A 20,387-nucleotide genomic window follows, 5' to 3' on the forward strand; every position below is an offset into this window, starting at 1 on the left:
AGTGGACCTTCCTAGCGCCGTTACCGGTATCGGTACAGTCCGTTATGGGTCAGCACCAGGCTTTCCACCGCTACGGCGCTGCTGGTCGCATTGAAGGCCGGCCCCTCCCACTTGATCGGGCAGGCTTCGATAAAGTTCCACCACACCCGCGGACTGCCCTCATGATCCAGCAAACAAATGGACCCGCTTCGCCGTTCGACGATCCCGCCTATGGCCAACTGGTACCAATTCCACAAAAAGTCGTCGGTCGTTACACCGTTTTTCAGCGTGATGTCGGAAAACTTCGTCTGCGTTAGAAAAGTAAATTCCCTATGATTCTCCCCGCCGAAGGTTTTCCGCTCCACCTGAGTTTCGATGCTAAGGCCCGAAACCTCCGAGAACCCGGCTACGGAAATGCCGTCGATCTCTACCACGAAATTGTAGGCAAGGTAAGGATCCTTCCGATATCCGGGCGCCCAAGGCGTTCTCCCTCCGATATTCACCATGTAGTGCCTCATTACCAAACCTCCTAAACCTCAAAGAAGTCCTTATTGTTCTCGTCGCCGTTCAACTGCTGATTGATTTTGCTGACTTCCTTGCACCAGCGTTCTCTTTCAAAATGCTCCAGGGACAGCACGGTTTTGTACTCCCAATGGGTGTAATACGTTAAGAAGGCTACCTCCTCATAGAGGCGGTCGAGGGGGTAGCCGACTATTCCCCCGCCGGTTCCAGTTCCACTTCGAAGGGGTGCTCGCATTTCGGGCATTTTGTTTGCAGGGCATTGGCGCCATGCTGGTTAATCCGGTTGTACATTTCCTGCAAATAGGCAAAATCGGAAGTGTACAGGTCCTCAATGACCCTGGGCGTAATCATCTTCAGCCCGTCCAGGCTGACGACGACCCGCGACAGCAGGATCACCGTCAGATAGGCCGGATTCTGCTGCACCCGGGGATCCCGGAGCGGCATGATTTCGTCCGCGGCGGTAGCCAGACGCATGGTCCCCTGCTTATGCAGCGTCCCCGTTTCGTCCACATACCCCTTCGGAAGGGTAAAACTGAATTCCGTTTGCAAAAAATCCATAACGATACCTCGCTTTATCCCATAGGATTCATGTACAAAAAACCGTCCGTAAATGCCGCAAAGAACATCAAATTGAAGTTGATAATCATACCTTTTCGTCCTGTGGTATTTGGCGTATATTATCTATTCAATTTGATGCCTTGCGGAAAATTTAATATGTCAGGCAGCCTTATCCGGCTTCCCTTACTTCACGCGGCTGACGCCTTCGTGGACCAGCTCGATGGATTCGATGCTGACCTCATTGCCTTTGGCGCTCAGAGCGCTGACATCGTACTTCACCGGCCAAGCCTCGAGAATATCCCATTGGGCTTTGTCGTTGCCTTCCTCGTCGACGAGAATGATGGACAAGCTCTTTCTGTTACCCAGCGCCCCCTTCTCTTGCACGCTTTTGCGCCAATTGTAGAGCTCCAAGGAATCGGTGAGGCCTTTTTTCAAGGTAATGTTGCCGAATTTGGTCAAGCCCGACAGCTTTCTGGAGTGGGGGGCATCCACGCCCTCCCGGTACTCTACGGCCTCCGTGGAGGTATCCGGAATGGTCGCGTCGGCGAAGGCCGCCGTTTGAATGCCGTCAATGACGACCCGGAATCGGTAATTGCGGTAGGGATCCATTCTTTTGCCTGTAGGCATAGGGTAATTCTCCTCTCGTTATGTTATTTGGACAGGGTCTTCTGGCTAACCCGGATAATGACGAATTCCGCAGGCTTCACCGGAGCGACTCCGACTTCGATAATCAATTGTCCGGCATCTCTCACGGCCGGAGGGTTGTTCTCCTCGTCTACCTTGACAAAGAATGCTTCTTCCTGGGTGGAACCGTATAAAGCCCCGTCTCTCCATACTCGGGTCAGGAACGCAGTCAGGTTCCGCTTCACCTTGCCCCACAGGCCGGGATCGTTCGGTTCGAAGACAACCCATTGGCTGCCTTGGTCCAAGGATTCCTCGATATACATCAGCAAGCGGCGAACGTTGACGTAGTTCCACTCGGAGTCGGCGGACAAGGTGCGGGCACCCCATACGCAAATGCCTTCCGGCAAGGAACGGATCACGTTGATACCCGACGGATTCAGTAACTCCTGCTCCGCCTTGGTAATGATCTTCTCGATGCCGACAACGGTATCCAGGTAGCCGTCGGAAGTACCTGCAGGCGCTTTATGAACGCCTCGGACGGAGTCCACGTAAGCGTAAGTACCGGCAACGGCACCGGACGGCGGCACCAGCTTTTGCTTGCCGGTCAGCGGATCGTTAATGAATACCCACGGATAATACAGCGCTCCGTAAGAGGAATTGAAGGAATTGCCCTGGAATTGTCCCGCGCCTTCCTTGAAATTCATCACTTCCTCAGGATTCAGGCCATGAGGCGGATCAACAATGAAAATACAGTCTTTTCTCAGCTTGCAGTAGTTCAGCATCTCCAGAATCGTATTGCGGCTGAAAGGCATGTCCGCCACGTCGGGCACCGCGACGATATTGATATTGTCGATGGTGTCAAAAGCGTGGATGCCGTCCCGGGTGGTTGCGCTGCCCAGGAAATCGATGGCTTTCATCCCATCTTCGCCGCCGGTTAAACCCAAGGCGGTCTCCTCGGTGAATTTCGGGATTTTCTCCAAATTCTCCAACACGGTCAAATCCACCAGCGGACGAACCGATACGAAAGCGGATACCTCGTTGATTTTGTCCTCGAAGTTGGTCAGCATCATGTTGTCGAATACTTCCACGATTTTGCCGCCTTCATCTCCTGCGTATTCGTCGTTGAAGGAGCTGTCTTTTTGATACTGAACAGTCAACTTAAAGCCGAAATCCTGCTTATTGGACGACGGACCCACCTTGACGGAAATCCGGTTGCCCCATGCGCCTTCGGAACGGGCCGTGACCTCGAACAGGTCTGCATTCTCCGAATCCTTTATGGCAAGGGTCGCTTTCTTGATATCATTCGGAGCCGCTCTCACCACATAACAGGATGTGCCGCCCTCGGCAAAAAAGTTGTACACGGCATAAGCCAGGTATCCGTTCGGAATAAAGTTTCCGAACTCATCGGTAAATTGTCTCCAATTGGTAACAAGCACGGCTTTGCCGATCACGCCTTTTTCGGAGATCCCTACGAAGGCCCCTACCGATGTGCCGACACCTGCGATCGGCTTCACTCCGCTAGATACTTCTTCCACATAAACACCCGGTGCTGAATAATTAGGCATCTCATATCCTCCTCGAATCGAGTGATTTTGGTCATTTTCCCGGCCGGCCGTTCATACCGACTCGGGGTTCATGACGGTGTACTGCTTACGAAAAAACCGAATACCTCCCTCCCATGAATCACTCCTTTCCAAGCCAAAACAAGCATAGGATCGGTGTTTTATATTGGATGAACTCCCAGATTTCTTTCCTGAACCCTCGGTATCGTCATGATCTTATCCGCCGGCAGCCTTACGGGAGACACGAGATAAGACAGACTGACCTTGGCAGGCTTTCCGGGAAAAACCTCCCACAGCTGCTTGATATCCTGGATGGTCAGATTATTGTAGGAAATTCTGATTTTTTCGTTGCCGCAAGCCTCCAGGTTTCCCTTTAGGTCGGTGTCGCTCAACACCGGATGCTCATGAAATAATTGGAATATTCTTCCTAGCAAAAGAAGCTCGGTTTCCCTGTCCTTCGCATAGGGAGTCATTAAGTAGTAGAGATCCAGATAAGCGGGCGGATATTGGAACTGGTCGGTGCCCTCCATCTCCTCACGTTCACTGTTTCGCATGCTCGGACTGTGGCTCAGGTAGTACAGACACATGGAGAGCTTGATCGTCGACGTGTCGATATCACTGGGTGAACCGAAGCTGATAAAGCTGTCGTCGTTCAGTTCGGGAATCCGGGCTTTCAAAAGCGTCTTCAAGCTGGTACTGACGTCTCTGATCACTGTACCGGTATCGATTGCCATGGCCTACGTCACCTCCATCCTTGTGGAATACGGCTCGAAATCCGATTTCAAAAAGGTCTTGCCCAGCTTCGCATATTCCCGCTTCGCCGCCATCAGGATCTGCTTCATGCCGATGGGGCAGGAGGCCTCGGCCGCGTAAAAGGCCGCGTTCAAGGCGATATTCTTGATATTGCCGCCGGCCATGACGAACTTCTCGGCCATGAATTCGAAGTCCATGTCCTCGTCCAGCGGGGCTCCCTTCGGGAACATTCCCCTCCAGATCCGCTCCCGCTGGTCCTTCTCGGGGAACGGAAACTCCACCTTGAAATGCAGCCTTCGCAGAAACGCTTCATCCAGGTTCTGGTTCAGGTTCGTCGCAAGGATGACAATGCCCTGATACTCTTCCATCTTCTGAAGCAGATAGCTGATTTCCACGTTGGCATAGCGGTCATGGGCTTCCTTCACCTCGGAGCGCTTGCCGAATAGGGCGTCCGCCTCGTCGAAGAACAGAATGGCGTTGGACGTTTCCGCCTCGTCGAAAATCTTGGACAGGTTCTTCTCCGTTTCCCCGATGTACTTGCTGACGATCTGGGAAACGTCGACCTTGTAGATCTCCAAGCCCAGTTCGGTGGCGATAACCTCTGCCGCCATCGTCTTCCCTGCGCCCGGAGGACCGGAAAAAAGAACATTCAAACCCTTCCCGAGAGAAAGCCGTTTAGCAAACCCCCAGTCCCCATACACGACGGAGCGGTACTTCACCTGATTGCAAATGTCCCGGAGCTGGCTCATCTGGTCCTTCGGAAGCACCAGCATGTCCCAGGTGTAGGCCGCATGGATCTTGCTGGCCAGGGACTCGATGTTCCGGTTGGATTGAAAATAACAGGCTTGGTACAGATCCTTCTCTTCCACCCGGATTTTAGCGGCACCGGCGGCGTTCCAAACCGCCAGGTCCACGCCTCCGGACAGCGCCGACCGGATCTGGCCGGCCGTAAACCGGAAGCTGCCGGAGAGCCCCTCCAGATCCGCCTTCGGGGAAAGGGGAACCTTCTTCGCGCAGGATTTCCAATAGGCACGGCGCGCCGTATCGTCCGGATACGGAAAGTCCATTTGCACGAAATGGACATCCGTGCCGTCCACCGCCATGTTCCATGGGGCTTGTCCATGGAGGAAGGTAACCGGGACCCCTTCCCGCAGCATTTCCATCAGCTGCCTGCCCTTGAGCCGGTTTCTTCCGTCCTCGCCGGCCATGGCGTCGAAGCGGGTAAAGCAAAGCGCCGATTGTTCCATGAGCGCATGCCGCTGTAGAAGCCGGAGCATGTCCCGGTACTCCATTTCGGAGTCCAGCAGCTTCTCCGTATCGATGAAGAGAAGCGGCAGGTTTAATCGGCGGCAAACCGACACGGCCGTCTCGGCCTTTGCCGGATCGTCCGGACCGCTGCAATAGAACAGCACGCTTGCGGACAGCGGTTCCGGCTCCGGCTCCGCGGGTCCGAAATACCGGATAAAACGAATCGCCTTTTCTTCAAGCTCTTCATGGGATCGGCCCCGTTCCGGATATTCTTGGTCCTCCGGTTCCGCTCTCTTCGCTACCTTCAATAGGCGTTCGTCCAGTACCGGGAATCCGAGCAGGCAGCTGATCACCCAGTTATCCAGCTTTAACGGCATTGTTATTAGCGTGTAACCGTTAGATGACTTTTCCCTTTGATCCATCGAGAACTTCATCAAAGGCCCATCCGGATCAAACAAGATCCGGGAGCGAATCCTCTCTTCCTCCGAGAGTCCGAACAGCGCAAAGAGAAAGTCCGGCGTGGGCGCCTTAGCGGAAAGATCATTTTGCAAGAAGGCATAGATCCGTTCGTATTTCCGATCCAGCTCCGGCGCAAGGCAGGCTATGATGATGCTCTTTTCCAAAGGGCCGAGGGGTAACCGCCTGGACATTCGCGGCAGCATGAGGCGAACTCCCTGACGGAGGCTGGCCTGAATCCTCTCCTCGATCCGGCGCTCCTGTTCGAGCAGCTCGGATTCCCATCGCGCCGGGTCTCCCTCAGCTGCATCCAGCAAGCTCAAGCCTTCCAGGAATCCGCCGATGTCCTCCTGCAGCAGTGCAATTTCCGCAAGGGGATTGCCGCCATCGGAAAGCTGCTCTCTCGCGAAATGAAGCTTGATCGCCAGGTCGAGCTTCCTCAGTTCGTCAGACAGATACTCCAGGTTCGAACCGTAGGCCAGCGCCGCGTCATTCACGGCGCCCTCGGAAGAAGCCTCCATCGTCGGCAGCATCGTAACTTTGGTTTTTTTATTCATCGCTCGTTGCTTCCTTATTCTCATTTTGTCTTTCATATAATAAGGAAGCGGGAACGGTTGATTTACAACTGAACATATGGAGAAATATTTGTACTAATGGGCAAAAAGAAAAGGCCTTAACGGAGGCGAAAACTCCGTTAAGACCTGGGGTTGATTGGTTCACACTGGGTAGTGCCAACAAATAGACTACCTCTCCTCTCGGCACAAATGAAGATATTGACCAAATACAGGGAAAACATCCCAATTCTTTTCAAGGGTATCTTTAGCCTCACGTTCCTCAACAGAACCCGTTATTAAGTCTCTCTTTTCCATGATTATATAGCCATCTTCTCGAAAGCCATAAATTAAACTGTTTATTTCGTTATCGGTTTGACCATCATATTCCCAATACATTGCTGTTCTTAAGAAAAGTTTAGCATCGCTCATAACTTTAAAATCATAATTCAAATATTTACGAATCAAATCATCATAAAACCCTACTGAAACCCAATCTTTTGTCACTTCTATAATATACTTAGGTTTATCATCCTCAGATAATACTGCTGTGTATTGTTGTTTCTTTTGATGACATAGGGATGCAGTCAATTCATCAAGAATGTTCCATGGCTTCTTTTTAATGTCTGACCATTCGTCACAATAGTACATTTGCATCAATTAAGTTGCCCGCCTTTCAGAACATTCGGATTAAACGGATTATTTGACAGTTCAGACTCTTATTTCCCTAGCCCGCCTTCATTACAGCTGATCAATTAACTCCTCTAGACTTTTTGCTATCTCTTCAAATTTTTCCGTTTCATGATCCTCAACAAAAATTTTTCCTGTTTCATTATGAACTACAACGACTGAACCATTTGCTTCGAATCCAATAGGTATATGTGTAAGTTGATGATTATGATTAGCGGAATACTCCTCCAGATTACGAAGAAAATCCCCTAATCCGATTCCAGGAACAACAGGTTCGAGGATTATGCTATAGCCCTTGCATTCCCCTGTTAATTCCAGAAACCAAAATGAATTAAAATAATTTTTAATGTCAGTATTTAAGTTAAAATGAAGATCATCTTGTATTTGCCTAAAATCATAAACTTCGTCTTTTTCAATAGCTTTCCACTGTACGTACCCCTCACTATTTACATCTCCAACATACATAAACGTTGATACATCCTCATCCCAACCTATCATTGGCAGAGTATTTTTATAAGCTTTCCATCTTGCATATTTTCTTTCAAAGTGCTGCTCAAGAGCGTGTTTCATGTTATCCTCACTCTCCCTATTCTATAGGTGGCGGCAGGCGGCAGATAAAAGTATACTACATGAGTTTGTCTTCATAAGACTCCTTGAACCATTCATAATTTTCAAGGATACGTGTCTTATTAGAGTCGCGGTATTATAAATATCTTCTTACAATTGCATTTAGAAACTCGTATGAAAGCGACTCTCCAAATGGTTGTAAACTATCTGCTGATAAACTGTCCATCATTGCTCCTAACAATGCTGTAGGTGCACCTATTATTTTTTTGTTATAACCCTTTTAGCTTTCTCATTGTCAAATTCATAAAGCAAATGAAAAGCCACCGCTTGGAGAAACTCGTCTCCCAAACTTTCCTCGAGTATTTTAAGACAAGGAGGTCCTGCTAATTCCTTATCCCTTATAGAAAGTTCTGTTAGAGCAGTAGTAACTTCATCAAAATCCTCTAATCTGTTAATGACAGCAATTAATTCATCATTATTCATTCTTGCAATATAGGTCTCATGATTTATCGTCCTATCTAATGCTTTTGCTTTATCCTGACTGTCCATATTACACCTCCATCTTAAACTTTGATTTTGGGCATACAAAGAAAGCTCATTCCTACTCATAATTCAAGTAAGAAAGAGCTTTTGAAAGTTTATCAAGTGTTTGAAATAAACTAAACCACATTCTCCCACCTTAAATTCTCTAGAAGTCTTCTGTCAATATATGACTCTGTTATCACTGAAAAATCATCTGAATTATTGTGAAGCCCATGCGACAGTATAAACTTATTCCCATTACCCATAATCATCTCAACACCGACCTCATTCTGCAGCTCAGCGAGCAAAGCATTTTGAGGATCACGTTTAATGATATTAACCATCTTTATATTCTGCCCTACAATCTGACTCCAATAAGAATTGCTATATTGATTATCCAAGGCACTAATCGTATAGAGATCAGTATCATTTTCGATAGGCTCGTCAGTTACGTAGCCTGTATCATCCCTTTCAACCCATATTATAACCGAATTCTGTGCGGGGTCACTGGCTGCCCCTACTACTAACCCTGATTGAAAATACATTAACACCGGCCCAGCGGTTAGTGAGAAAACGTCCTCTTGGGCTATTTCACATTGTTCCATTGCATCACTACTCTCCCACCAGCTGAATCTTATCAACTTGCAAAGCGTCTGATTCTTTACAACTTCAAATAATTTAACTTTTTCAGACGGGATAGAACTTTTTTTATTGTCTGCATCCATTGAGCGTCACCTCATTTCATTCTAAATTTTTCTTAGCGGCCTCAATAAGTAGATCTATCATTCTTATGGGCTTCCCGGTGATGTTCATGGCAGGCAGCACCTTGTTGATGGCTCCCGCCATATGGTAAAAAGAAAAGGCCTTAACGGAGATAAAAACTCCGTGATGACCTGATCATTGATTCCTCTATAAAGTTTACCTTCCAGAATATACTGGCGGAAGAAGCTTTTACGAGAACCGCTTTGTCGACGGCACATTTGATGGGGCCGTAGGTGCGTTTGACGATACCAGAGAAGCTTATCTACTAAGGTAATCCCCTTAAATAAGATAAAGAATTACTTTGAGCTTCCCTCTAATAAAGCTGCGATTTCCATCTGCCCCCATTCCTTTGCAAAGGCAAGTGCATTCATATCTTTCATAGTTTCTCCGGTATAGCTTACAGTTGTATCAATGCCGCTTCTAATTAACAACTTTGCAATTTCCACATGTCCCTTATGAATCGCGGCAAATAACGGATTCCTTTGTGGCTCGCTTACATCAAGCTCAGCACCAACAGACAATAAATACTTAACGATTTCAATATGTCCCTCGGAAGCTGCATAATTTATCGCTCCACTATCAAAGGTCCCCCCGTGGCGATTCACATCGGAACCTAAGGCTATAAGATGCTTTACCATTTCAAGCTTTCCTTCGGAAGAAGCATAATGGAGCAAAGTCCCAAATGGTGTTTGCACCATTATTAGATTTTCGTGTTTGTTAACTGCCTGTGTCACTTTTTTTATATCCTCTTCGTCGATCGCATCAAGCATTTCGTTAATGATTTCCTTTAACTCCATAATCATCATGTCCTCCTTGCGGCCAATTCTCCTAATTCATTCAGCTTCTTTATTAGATTCGTGCGAATTCGTTCAGGAGAACCACCCATATTTTCCACCTCGATTAGTTGCTCAACAACATTTTGAAGTGCCAATTTAGCATGCTGACCCTTGATTCGATTCGGAGCCCAAATCAAGTTTTCTTTACCAAATATCGGATCTATATTATATCTTCGCAGCAATTCCTGTCCTTTCTTAACTAATGCTTTTTGCGCTTCCCCGTGACCCTCTTTAAACAGAATGTGATGTGCATGAGGGTCAACCATTCCACTAGGCGGATCACCAATTAAACTTCTTAGGTGTTTACCAAAATCAAAATCACTAAATCCTTTTACCTCAAATTTAATAGTTGTACCAACTTTTGATACTTCTTTACTTAGTTCCTTAAGTTTTATTTTTGCCTCTTTCGTATCCGATAACGCTTCTATCTTCGTAATTTCTTGATTCAGACGTTCGATACAATCAACAATATTTCCTTTTTTTGCATTATCATCAATATTCTGCGCTTGCGTGCTATAATCCTCTAATTTCTTGCGTAATTTTTCTGGCGTACTTGCCATCATGACCACATTGCGGTTGCCTTGTTTCTCAATCCACAATTTGTGGCTTTCGTTTGCAATGTTGAACTGTACCATCAGTCCGGCGACAAAATCTTTAGCCTTATCCGCTCCGGCAAGCACAAGCTTCTTGCCCGACTGGAGCAGCAGCCGTTTACCGATGGAGAGCAGGCGGACGTGGATGCCGCTCTTGACGGTGCCGAGAAAGTCTCCGCCTTCACCCTCGGCGGATTCTTTAGCGCCGCCTTTGCCGCCTTGGCCTGGGCCTTGGGCTTTGGCGCCTTCCTGGCCTGGACCCGCCGCGCTTGCACCGGACAGTTCCGTCAGCAGCTTGCTGCCATTGCTCAGGAAGGAGCCGGCCTTCTGCTCGGCATCGTCCACCATACCGGTGGCACCGTCGGTCACCTGGTCGATCATGCCGCCGACCTGTTGCACCGGCTGCTCCAGCGGCTTCATGAGGCCTTGGACCGGGCCGGACGCGGCGATCTTGTCGAACAGCTTATCCGCAAAGGGGATATACTGGCGTACCAGCTCCACGATGGATTTGCCCGCGACCGCCTCGATGCCCTTGAACACGGCCTTGATGAGAGCTGAAGGCGGGTGGGTGATGATGAAGTTCAGCACCATGTCCACCGCCTTGTTGGCAATGGTCTTCATGAGCAGGGCCGGCTTGCCGAGGATGGCTACCTTCTCTTTGATGCTGCCGGCGGTTTCGGTCACCTTGGTCTTGATGCCCTTGAAGAAGCTGCCTGCGGCTTCCTTCAGCTTGGCCGTACCCTCGTTCAGAGCTTGGCCCGGGTTTTGGATGGGTAGAGATTGAAAAAAGGTTCATTACTGATGGTGTTACCATCAGTAATGAACCTAAGTTGATCAAGGCTATTAAAGGAACTGATACTTACTCATTCATTGCTTTTATCATTTATATACATTCAAAACTGCTACCTTAAAATCATTAAACATGTGTATCGCCTCATTTAGTAACTTCTCCAGCTCTTCATAGCTTCTAAAAGTTGGGCGAAATATTTGTTTATCTGTACTTATATCCCATTTCACAAGAACACCTAACGGTGAGCCTTCAAGCAATTCTTTACCTCTCCACACGCACCAAATTAAATCTACTTCTCCATACTTTAATGAAATATTCAACTGAAATTTAAAGTTTTGTTCTTTTGAAGCTAATTTAAAGAAGTTTTCCTTTTTATTATATGTCGCTTTGAAGCCCAACGTATTAAGTATTTCTAAAACCCTTTCGTTTTCAATATTTTCAAATTGCTCTTTTACAGCGACCTGATATTTTTCAGAGAGTCGTAAATACCTATCTGAAGAATTACTTAGCCGAAAAGCCTTTTGTATTTCTTTGTCCATCATAATTATTCCTCCGTAAATTTAATCTCAATATTATATTTCTTAGCTAAATTGATATACTCTTGAAGGCCACTATAAGTCTTATTACTAGCAGTTATCTCCAAAACTTGCTCAGATCCTCCGCAGGGTATTGACAAAGCCCATGACGGCGCCTTGCGGAACAGCTGGGGTAGGTTAGGTAGGAAATTGAAAAAACAAAAGTTCATTATGATGGTAACACCATCACAATGAACCCGTAGTTGGTCAAGGTTATTCAATAGTTTTTACTCAATAGGACCTATAACTTCTTTCATAAAATAGATATGCTCTACCAGTTTGACTTTATTTAAGTTTTCCAGCTTCTCCGAACCGCCTAATGCGAGAATAGGTGTAAATGCAAAACACTCTTCATATCCTGGTTCGCCAAGCTTTTGAACCGCTTCCGGATAAGGAAGCCAGTCTAGGTTTTCTTCCAAGAATGATTCATCCTCTAAATCCGAAAAGAAAAACGTAAAACCTGAAGATATACCTTTAATTTTTCCTCTTCTAAAATTGAGTTGAATCAGATATTTATTATCTTCCCAAACAATAATATCTCCCATTGATGTCGTAAATAGAACAAGGGCATCCTTATGACGAACATATACGTCCTTCAATATCGGTTGAAAAATATCTGGATTGACAACTTTTAGATAGCCTCCTAAAAAACTCCCAAAACCGTACTGTTTCCAAACCTCGAGTAAACTTTCAGGTACAGCCCCTGTGTAATTTTTAATGACATCATCGGGAGTGCTTTCCTGGAACTTGAAATCAATCAGAATTTTTTCTGACAAAGTCGTCACCTCACAATTAGAATGTTAGTTTCACATTTAACAGAACAGATTTTTTTTCGGTTTCTGTCATCTTTTCTGAGGCACCTCTTACATGCTTATCAAGCCCATCAGCTTTATTTTTCCACTGAGAACCTAATGAAGAGTTAATTCTGGTATCCCCCATCCCAGTAATATCAAGTGGATCCCCACCTGCAATTTGGTCAGGATTGTGTAAAGCAGCTTGTCCTTTAATCCACTCGGAAGCTTGATTTTCCGCTTCTTTACGTGACAACTTTTGGTTTATCCTTAACTCTTCTACTTTATCTAGATAGGCCTTTTCTCTTGTTGTGCAGCGTTTCCTTCAGGTGCTCTTCCTTGCTCTATATATCTGTCTCTGTTATGAAGAAATTCATATACGGTAAGTAAATTCAGTCCTTTTTCTTGTCCTTTTATTTGTCTATCAAATTCCGTCGCATCATGATTAGGATTTCTCTTAAACATAATTACAATTTGGGGTATTCTTTTTATACCATCTCCTTCTTTAATCTCTACGCCTACTTTTGATACGTGAACGGCAATTTCACGGAGTTTAGTTTGAACCTGCTTGGTATCGACCAATACTTCAAGAGACGTTAATTCTTGCCTTAACCGATTAATTGTTTCGATAATTTTTCCTTTTTTTGTATTGTCAGATATATTCTGCGCTAGTACTTCATAGTCCTCTAATTTCTTACGTAATTTTTCAGGCGTACTCGCCATCATGACCACATTACGGTTGCCCTGCTTCTCGATCCACAGCTTGTGGCTCTCGCCCTTGATGTTGAACCGTACCATGAGCCCGGTGATAAAATCCTTAGCCTTATCCGCTCCGGCAAGCACAAGCTTCTTGCCCGACTGGAGCAGCAGCCGTTTACCGATGGAGAGCAGGCGGACGTGGATGCCGCTCTTGACGGTGCCGAGGAAGTCTCCTCCTTCACCCTCGGCGGATTCCTTGGCGCCGTCTTTGCCGCCTTGGCCTGGGCCTTGGGCTTTGGCGCCTTCCTGGCCTGGGCCCGCCTTCGCTGACGTCGGAAGGCTCCGTTAGCAACTTGCTGCCGCTCCTGGGGAAATTTTTGTACTAATGTGCAAAAAGAAAAGGCCTTAATGGAGGTGAAAACTACTCCGTTAATGCCTGGGGGTGATTTCTTGATAACAGCAAATTGATGTGCATACAATAGAAATGGAAAAATCTTTATACGTATGTGGGTTGTATGGGTTATATGGGTTATATGGGTTATATGGGTTATATGTGTTACTGGTTGAATGATGACGTCATTCGACATTGGGTAGCCCCAAAAATCTATCTCTCCTCTCGGCACAAATGATGATATTGACCAAATACAGGGAAAACATCCCAATTCTTTTCAAGGGTATCTTTAGCCTCACGTTCCTCACCTCAACAGAACCCATTTTAAAATCTCTCTTTTGCATGGCTATATAGCCACCATCTTCTCGAAAGCCAATAACTAAACTGTTTATTTCGTTATCGGTTTGACCATCATATTCGATTCGTTCTACTTTTTCCTCAACCGACTCTCTGAGCAATAAAGTGCCTCGCGCTATTCTCAAGTTCGATGACCTTCTTATCCTTATTATCTTTCTTCTTTGCAAAGATAAACGTAATCACCGAACTCAGGATAGTCTTCCCAATTTGAATCTACACTTCCGTAAGTTTCAACTTCTTTACTTTCTTCAGTTATAAAGTTGTCGTCTGCAAGCAAACTATACCCGTTTTCTTCAAATCTAAATATCTTTCGAGCAATTTCTTTATCACTCGTTCCTTCGTATTCCCAGAAGTACCCCCCTCTTAAAAAGAGTTTTGCAGTCTTAACTTCTTTGAAATCATAGCGCAGATACGGTCGGAGTACCTCATCCAAAAAAATCACCGATACCCATTCATTAGCTATATCAATAATATACAGTGGTTGTTCATCCTTACTTAGTACGGCGCTATAAGGTTCACGGTTAATATGGCACTTACGAGCAGTTTCTTCGTCTATCTCTTTCCAAGGACGCTTCTTGTTAAGCGACCATTTGGTACAATACGATAACGATAAATTCATCTAGTTATACTCCTTTCCTGTAACATCACGTATAGTAATTCCTTTTTCAGTAGCAGCGTCAAGAACTGACTGAGGGATAGGCTTATTCTGTACAGGCACTTCTAGTATTAACTCACCGTCAAGACGTTTACCTTTTAGCTTAGTAGGATTAAAGGGGCTATCTGATATTTCAGTGCCAGCCGAATACTTCTTCTTAAATTCATTAAGGTAACCTATACCTGTTTTTTCATTTATCTCGGATAATTGAGTATATTTACGGGAAACAATCTCTTTGCCAGGATTATACGAATCAACCCTATATTTTTTACCATCAATAATTACCTCTACTTCATTAGACTCATACCTTGGACGATTCGCCTTATTAAACTCTTCTCCTTCTTGAAATCTCTTTTTTAGCCATTCAGGAAGAGATTTCTTTTCTATTGGAGCTTGACCCGTCCCCTTATCAACTTCACTTACTCCCGCAGCCTCTTTCTGCTCCATAAGGGTCGTGCTTATTGTCGATACAAGTTCACTCGTTTGTTGAAGCTGAGATTGCGCTTTATTGGAATCGGGCGAAGCCTCGAGTACTTTCAACTGCTGCTTTAACTCTACAATTTTACGCGCTATCGATTCTTTTTGGGCCTTATCTTCTAATGTTCGCGATTGTTCTTCAAATTCCTTTATTTTCCTGGATAACTCTTCCGGCGTGCTTGCCATCATAACTACATTGCGGCTGCCCTGCTTCTCGATCCACAGCTTATGACTCTCACCCTTGATGTTGAACCGCACCATGAGCCCGGTGATAAAGTCCTTGGCCTTGTCCGCTCCGGCGAGGACAAGCTTCTTGCCCGATTGAAGCAGCTGTTTACCGATGGAGAGCAGGCGGACGTGGATGCCGCTCTTGACGGTGCCGAGGAAATCTCCACCTTCACCCTCGGCGGATTCTTTAGCGCCGCCTTTGCCGCCTTGGCCTGGGCCTTGGGCTTTGGCGCCTTCCTGGCCGGGACCCGCCGGGCTGCCACCGGACAGTTCCGTCAGCAGCTTGCTGCCGCTTCCCAGGAAGGAGCCGGTCTTCTGCTCGGCATCGTCAACCATACCGGTGGCACCGTCGGTCACCTGGTCGATCATGCCGCCGACCTGCTGCACCGGCTGCTCCAGCGGCTTCATGAGGCCTTGGACCGGGCCGGACGCGGCGATCTTGTCGAACAGCTTATCCGCAAAGGGGATATACTGGCGTACCAGCTCCACGATGGATTTGCCCGCGACCGCCTCGATGCCCTTGAACACGGCCTTGATGAGAGCTGACGGCGGGTGGGTGATGATGAAGTTCAGCACCATGTCCACCGCCTTGTTGGCAATGGTCTTCATGAGCAGGGCCGGCTGGCCGAGGATGGCCACCTTCTCTTTGATACTGCCGGCGGTTTCGGTCACCTTGGTCTTGATGCCCTTGAAGAAGCTGCCTGCGGCTTCCTTCAGCTTAGCCGTACCCTCGTTTAGGGCTTGGCCCGGGTTTTGGATGGCCTCCAGGGCCGTCATCACGCCCGCATAGATCATGCTGAACGGGTTGAACCACGGCTTCACGGAGATGTTCATGGCAGGCAGCACCTTATTGATGGCTCCCGCCACTTTGCCGAAGGCGCCTTGCAGTGTCTTAAACACGCCCATGAGGAGCTGGAACACCTTCATGAGACCTTTCTCTTCCCTGCCTCCCGCGTCTTCTTTCTTGCCGTCGTCGTCCTTGACTTCGGCTACGGGCAGCGGCTTCAACTCGCCGAAGAGGCCCTTCACCAGATAGCCGCCTACACCCGACGCGCTCAGGAACTGCTTCAGATCCTGGATCTTCAGGTTCCGCAGGGTATTGACGAAGCCCATGACGGCGGTCGCCTTGCGGAACAACTGGGGCAGGGTGGTGGCCAGCCACTTGACGATTTGCAGCAGCACGCTGCCGCCTCCCGTAGCAAAGGCCAGGGCGATTTCAGCAGCGATTTCTGCGGCTTCCAGGAGTTTGCCGAACATGGCCTTGAAGTCGCTGTTCAGGAAGGTCTTAATGCCGTTCAGCACTTTGTTATATAAAGTCTGTACGCCTGCCAGCAGCGTGTCGAAGGTCTTCGCCATGGCATTGAGTGCAACGGTGACGCCTTTCTTCAGCAGGTCCGCCGCTTTGTTGACGGCTTGGATGGCCTTGTTTACGGCCCGGTCGATCAGGCCGCAGATGCGCTTGGCGATCCCCGGAAACTTCGCGAACACTTTGTTCACCAGGCCCTTCAGCACTTTGCCGAGTCCCTGAATCGCCTTCACAATGAGCTGACGACCCTTTTCGATGAGGGAGACGACGACGGCCTTTGCTTTCTCGAAAATGGTTTTGACGGCTTTACGCAACTGGGTGAAGATGAAGTTGACGGCTTTCTTGAGGCCCTCGATGGCCTGGTTGGCTTTGTCCTTGATCCAACCCCAAGCCTTCTGCAAGCCGTTCCGTTCGTCCTTTTCGCCTTCCTTCTTCTTCTCATCCGCGTCTTTCTTCGCGGATTTGACTTCCTTCGCGGCGTCCTTTTCCGCTTCGGACAGGGTCTTCTTGACTTCGCCTTCCTTCTCTTTCTTAATGTTGTCGATGTCCCGGCGCTTCTCGGCCGAGGCGGCGCCAGCCTCCCGGTCGTACTCTGCCGTGGCGTCGTTGATCTCGCTCTTCCACTGGTCGCGGTACCCCTGCACTTCCGCTTTGGCTGCCGCCTGCTCATGCCGCTGCTTTTCCTTGGCTTCCGACTTCAGGCCCTCGATATGGGCCTGGGTCTCGCTCTTGGCGCTGGTCATGCCGGTATCGAAATGGGCCTTGCCCTTGTTATACTCGTCCTTCCGGCTTTCCATGAAGCCGTGCAGCATAGACTGCATGTCGGGGTTGATGCGGGAGGCGATCTCCGGAGCATAGCCCGGCGTCTTCTTCACCGAAATCGCCGGATGGGCCGCAGCCCGCAGGGCATGGGTCGCCTTCAAGACGGCGGAGTCGCGCTTCGGCGCGATGCGGTTCTCGCCGAAGTCCTGCTGGGTCTGGGCCAGTTCGGCCTTCTTGGCCCCTTGAACATGCCGGCCCGCTTCGCTTTGGAAGCCGGACAGCTGGGACGGGTCCGCTTCCCCGGTCAGGCTGATGCCAGGCGCATGGGAGGCGAATTCCCGCGCCTGGTCCATAATCTCATCCGGATCGTCTTCCTTCTCCGATCCGGAGGGGAAGCTGCCGGGCAAGCCGTGATTGGCGGCGCCGCCTTGTTTTTCGCTGTTGAAACGGGAGAGCTCTCCATGCTTCGGCTGGCGGTTCGCCACGGCCGCAGCGGCGGCGCTATGCTCCCCGTTTCCATGCCCGGCGGGAAGCCCGGTGGGCGCGGGGATGCGGGGCAGGACCGCCTCCGCCTGACGGCGCTGCTTCTCCAGCGCGCCCCCGGACACGGATACGGCGCTGGAGAAAGCATTGACCATCTCTGTTGGGCGGATGCTGCCAAGCTGCTCGAGTATAGCGCCGGGGTTCTCGCCCTTGATATGGATGGCCGGAGCCTTGACGGCTTCCTTCGGCGCAGCCGCGGCGGCAACGGCTGCGGCTTCAGGCGCAGCGGTATCGTGGCCGCCAGCCTCCTTCGCGGCGGATGCCCCCGCCTTGGCTTCGCCAGCCGCGTCGGCGCCGGGCGCAGCTTCCGCTTGGCGCGGTGCCTTCGCGCTCGCGGAAGGCGCCGCCTCCGTTGCGGCTGCAGCTTGCTCCGCATCGGCGTGCTGCGCCATGACTTTGCCGCCCGACGCCGGCTTCGGCGCAAGCGCTGCTTCCGCAGCTTTGCCTTCAACCGCGGCGTAGGACACCGGCGGCTCAACAGGCTGCGGCTCCTTGTCCGCCTGCGGTTTCGCACCAGCCCCCGTATGGGCACCAGCCGCCGCAGCTTGAGCCGCTTGATCCTGGCCGCGCTGCTCACTCGTCGCGCCTTTCACGTCACTAGCCTTATTGTCGCTGTCACGCTGATCCGCCTGCTTTTGCGGTTCTTCCTGCTGTATTAGTTCCTGCTCTTCAGTGTATTTCTGTCTCTCCTGTTCCTGTTTCACCGCCTGCCCCGCCAGCTCCGTCTTCCCCTGTTGTCCCTGTTCCCGAACAGGCTTTTCTTCTTTCTGCTGCGGATTTTCCTTATCCACGGCTTCCGCTTGAACGGTTCGTTCCACTTCCTTTAGTTGCAGTAGTTTCTCTTGGTTTTGGCGTTGCTTTCCTTCAACCAGCAGCTTCTGAACGCTGCGGTAACCCATGGTTTTCACCAACATGGCGTACTCGGCCCGGGTTACGGAATCCGGGTTAGCCAGTACGCGGTCTATGAGTCTCTTTAGCTCGGCGGCAGTCATGGCGGCAGGCTTTTTCTCGGCCTTGGCGGCCGAGGTTTGAGCAGCACGCTTACTGGCCGGAGCAGAGGTTACGGATGGTTTTTGCTCTGCGATCCTCGTTTGCATATGAAATTCACTTCCCTTTGATATGTCGTTACATAAATAAAGGTATTTTCAAAGGGGATTTCACAGCCGGATTGCCGGAAAAGAACAAAAAAAGGCCCATCATGATGAAAAAACATCACAATGAACCTGTCTCCCGCTATCCTCGAATTCTTCCGAAGATCCCGATCCGTTACATAGGCTACTCTAGTTTTCTTCAACCTGTCCCGATGCCTTCCGAAGCTCATTGGCCAATCGGTGGAGTTCTTCCCGGGCCTCCCGCTGCTCTACCGCTTCATAGGCCGCCTTCAAAAAGCCGATCACTTTATTCGCATCTTCCTTATTCAACATTCTCTCTTTCACCTCCTGTGTTTCTCCGGGCTTTAAAGGGTTTTGGACCTCAGGCCGGGATAGCGTGTCCCACCATCCTACATTCCCGCTCGCTATATCCAGGTCGACATTGACGTTATTCAGCAATTTGCCCAAACCCTTCGGCCCGTTATCATATTGATAAATATGGATCCCTTCCACCTTGCGTCCCCGGCTCCAGGCATAGGTCTGCCAAAACCCGGTACACGCCTGCGCCTTCATGGCCGCTTCCACGACCGCTGCACTTCCATATACGCCCGCCGTATATCCTTGAGCCGTTGCCGTTTCCCTGGCTGCCTTAATATATTCCAATACCTTGTCCATCTGGGATGCAGTCGCATCGAAATCCACGGCAAAATAAATCCGGCTTCCTTTCGGTTGTCCAACAACCGCAGCGGTTTCTATGGCGATTCGCCCGTCGTTCAATCCCGCGGTCCGCCCCCCTAAGGCACGGCTGGCCGTTGTTTCGAATACGGAGACTATCTTCAGACCTGCGGCACTGATATCCCCGGCCTCCTTTTTCGTAAGGCGTTTCCATCCCGACGGCACCAAATAGCGGCATACAAACTCAAAACCGTCCGCCCGAAACTGTTTTGCAGATATATGGGTCAATGGGGTCGCGCAATCAAATCCTTTCGCCATCCTGTCTTCCCTCTTTTCACGTAATATAATAAATCTCTGTTCGGTCCGTTACTTACCCATCATCTTTAGCAGCAGCCCCCCCGCGGCAATAAACAGACCGGCGCTGCTGATCATTGTTCCGATTAACCATCTCTGGCTTTCCACCAGCTTGGCCTTGAGTGCGGATATTTCATCCCGCTGTTCGTCCAGCCGTTGATGTGCCGCCTTGCTGCCTTGCATTGCCTCCTGGGCAATATCCCGCGCGGAATTCATCATGTCGAGCTTCGTTTCGACCCTGGTCAGCCGCTGCAAAATTTCGTTCATTTCATCAGGCATAAAGCACCCCCGGTGTGTTTTGTCCTCAGGCAGATGATTCATATGGTCCTATCAACTCCAAGATTAAAAAAGAGACTACAACCCGCCTGTAATCTCTTTTTTTATAGTGCATTCTTGCATGTTTTTCTTAGTAGGACCGGGCTGCAATCCGCGAAAGAGACCGCAGCCCGGACCACTCTTCATTCAGCTTT

Annotated in this window: 21 protein-coding genes and 1 pseudogene; 1 reads left to right on the forward strand and 21 read right to left on the reverse strand. The window is 49.1% G+C overall.

The annotated features are described in order from the left end of the window. Positions 1–20: 20 nt before the first annotated feature. The 16 genes and pseudogenes from V3851_RS18145 to V3851_RS18220 all read right to left on the reverse strand — a co-directional run bounded on the left by V3851_RS18145 (position 21) and on the right by V3851_RS18220 (position 13,177). Entirely contained in the window at positions 21–497 is a 477-nt protein-coding gene (locus V3851_RS18145) for a phage tail protein (RefSeq protein ID WP_331847975.1), read from the reverse strand. Between the two features lie 11 nt (positions 498–508). After that, positions 509–745, reverse strand: a complete 237-nt coding sequence (locus V3851_RS18150; RefSeq protein ID WP_331847976.1) for a DUF6760 family protein — start codon at positions 743–745, stop codon at positions 509–511. Further along, the gene (locus V3851_RS18155; RefSeq protein WP_331847977.1) at positions 691–1,059 is read right to left on the reverse strand and encodes a hypothetical protein; all 369 of its coding nucleotides are present in this window, start codon (positions 1,057–1,059) and stop codon (positions 691–693) included. The genes V3851_RS18150 and V3851_RS18155 overlap by 55 nt, the downstream gene beginning before the upstream one ends. A gap of 183 nt (positions 1,060–1,242) precedes the next feature. Next, entirely contained in the window at positions 1,243–1,686 is a 444-nt protein-coding gene (locus V3851_RS18160) for a phage tail protein (RefSeq protein ID WP_331847978.1), read from the reverse strand. Positions 1,687–1,709: 23 nt separating this feature from the next. Further along, a complete protein-coding gene (locus tag V3851_RS18165; RefSeq protein ID WP_331847979.1) occupies positions 1,710–3,248 on the reverse strand; it encodes a phage tail sheath family protein in 1,539 nt (512 codons plus the stop codon). A gap of 158 nt (positions 3,249–3,406) precedes the next feature. Continuing rightward, positions 3,407–3,979, reverse strand: a complete 573-nt coding sequence (locus V3851_RS18170; protein WP_331847980.1) for a Pvc16 family protein — start codon at positions 3,977–3,979, stop codon at positions 3,407–3,409. Positions 3,980–3,982: 3 nt separating this feature from the next. After that, positions 3,983–6,259 (reverse strand): ATP-binding protein, encoded by a 2,277-nt coding sequence (locus V3851_RS18175; protein ID WP_331847981.1) that lies wholly within the window; start codon positions 6,257–6,259, stop codon positions 3,983–3,985. 186 nt (positions 6,260–6,445) lie between these two features. Next, on the reverse strand, positions 6,446–6,910 hold the full coding sequence (locus V3851_RS18180; RefSeq protein WP_331848094.1) for a hypothetical protein: 465 nt from the start codon (positions 6,908–6,910) through the stop codon (positions 6,446–6,448). A gap of 84 nt (positions 6,911–6,994) precedes the next feature. Continuing rightward, positions 6,995–7,513: a SecY-interacting protein Syd gene (locus tag V3851_RS18185; RefSeq protein ID WP_331847982.1), complete on the reverse strand. Its 519-nt coding sequence runs from the start codon at positions 7,511–7,513 to the stop codon at positions 6,995–6,997. Positions 7,514–7,768: 255 nt separating this feature from the next. Then, entirely contained in the window at positions 7,769–8,059 is a 291-nt protein-coding gene (locus V3851_RS18190; RefSeq protein WP_331847983.1) for a hypothetical protein, read from the reverse strand. A 110-nt stretch (positions 8,060–8,169) separates the two neighbouring features. Further along, positions 8,170–8,757 carry a hypothetical protein gene (locus tag V3851_RS18195; RefSeq protein WP_331847984.1) on the reverse strand — a complete coding sequence of 196 codons (588 nt, stop codon included), beginning with the start codon at positions 8,755–8,757 and terminating at the stop codon, positions 8,170–8,172. Positions 8,758–9,090: 333 nt separating this feature from the next. After that, positions 9,091–9,591 carry an ankyrin repeat domain-containing protein gene (locus V3851_RS18200; protein WP_331847985.1) on the reverse strand — a complete coding sequence of 167 codons (501 nt, stop codon included), beginning with the start codon at positions 9,589–9,591 and terminating at the stop codon, positions 9,091–9,093. A gap of 5 nt (positions 9,592–9,596) precedes the next feature. After that, on the reverse strand, positions 9,597–10,907 hold the full coding sequence (locus V3851_RS18205; protein WP_331847986.1) for an AHH domain-containing protein: 1,311 nt from the start codon (positions 10,905–10,907) through the stop codon (positions 9,597–9,599). A 195-nt stretch (positions 10,908–11,102) separates the two neighbouring features. Then, positions 11,103–11,555: a hypothetical protein gene (locus V3851_RS18210; protein ID WP_331847987.1), complete on the reverse strand. Its 453-nt coding sequence runs from the start codon at positions 11,553–11,555 to the stop codon at positions 11,103–11,105. A gap of 260 nt (positions 11,556–11,815) precedes the next feature. Beyond that, positions 11,816–12,364 carry a T6SS immunity protein Tdi1 domain-containing protein gene (locus V3851_RS18215; protein WP_331847988.1) on the reverse strand — a complete coding sequence of 183 codons (549 nt, stop codon included), beginning with the start codon at positions 12,362–12,364 and terminating at the stop codon, positions 11,816–11,818. A 16-nt stretch (positions 12,365–12,380) separates the two neighbouring features. Further along, positions 12,381–13,177 (reverse strand): annotated as a pseudogene (locus tag V3851_RS18220) (polymorphic toxin type 15 domain-containing protein). On the opposite strand from V3851_RS18220, the gene V3851_RS18225 reads away from it, so the two are divergent. Continuing rightward, positions 13,145–13,408 carry a hypothetical protein gene (locus V3851_RS18225; RefSeq protein WP_331847989.1) on the forward strand — a complete coding sequence of 88 codons (264 nt, stop codon included), beginning with the start codon at positions 13,145–13,147 and terminating at the stop codon, positions 13,406–13,408. The pseudogene V3851_RS18220 and the gene V3851_RS18225 overlap by 33 nt on opposite strands. A gap of 246 nt (positions 13,409–13,654) precedes the next feature. Here the strand turns inward: V3851_RS18225 and V3851_RS18230 are convergent, their stop codons facing one another. The 5 genes from V3851_RS18230 to V3851_RS18250 form a co-directional block, all read right to left on the reverse strand. Further along, positions 13,655–13,951, reverse strand: coding sequence for a hypothetical protein (locus tag V3851_RS18230; RefSeq protein WP_414859332.1), 297 nt, complete (start codon positions 13,949–13,951; stop codon positions 13,655–13,657). A 23-nt stretch (positions 13,952–13,974) separates the two neighbouring features. Next, positions 13,975–14,445 carry a hypothetical protein gene (locus V3851_RS18235; RefSeq protein ID WP_331847990.1) on the reverse strand — a complete coding sequence of 157 codons (471 nt, stop codon included), beginning with the start codon at positions 14,443–14,445 and terminating at the stop codon, positions 13,975–13,977. Then, the gene (locus tag V3851_RS18240) at positions 14,446–18,894 is read right to left on the reverse strand and encodes a phage tail family protein (protein ID WP_331847991.1); all 4,449 of its coding nucleotides are present in this window, start codon (positions 18,892–18,894) and stop codon (positions 14,446–14,448) included. Positions 18,895–19,077: 183 nt separating this feature from the next. Continuing rightward, the gene (locus tag V3851_RS18245) at positions 19,078–19,881 is read right to left on the reverse strand and encodes a DUF1906 domain-containing protein (protein ID WP_331847992.1); all 804 of its coding nucleotides are present in this window, start codon (positions 19,879–19,881) and stop codon (positions 19,078–19,080) included. 48 nt (positions 19,882–19,929) lie between these two features. Then, entirely contained in the window at positions 19,930–20,196 is a 267-nt protein-coding gene (locus V3851_RS18250) for a hypothetical protein (protein WP_331847993.1), read from the reverse strand. Between the last annotated feature and the right edge of the window lie 191 nt (positions 20,197–20,387).

The sequence above is a fragment of the Paenibacillus haidiansis genome (assembly GCF_036553665.1).
In the GTDB taxonomy this organism is placed as follows: domain Bacteria; phylum Bacillota; class Bacilli; order Paenibacillales; family Paenibacillaceae; genus Fontibacillus; species Fontibacillus haidiansis.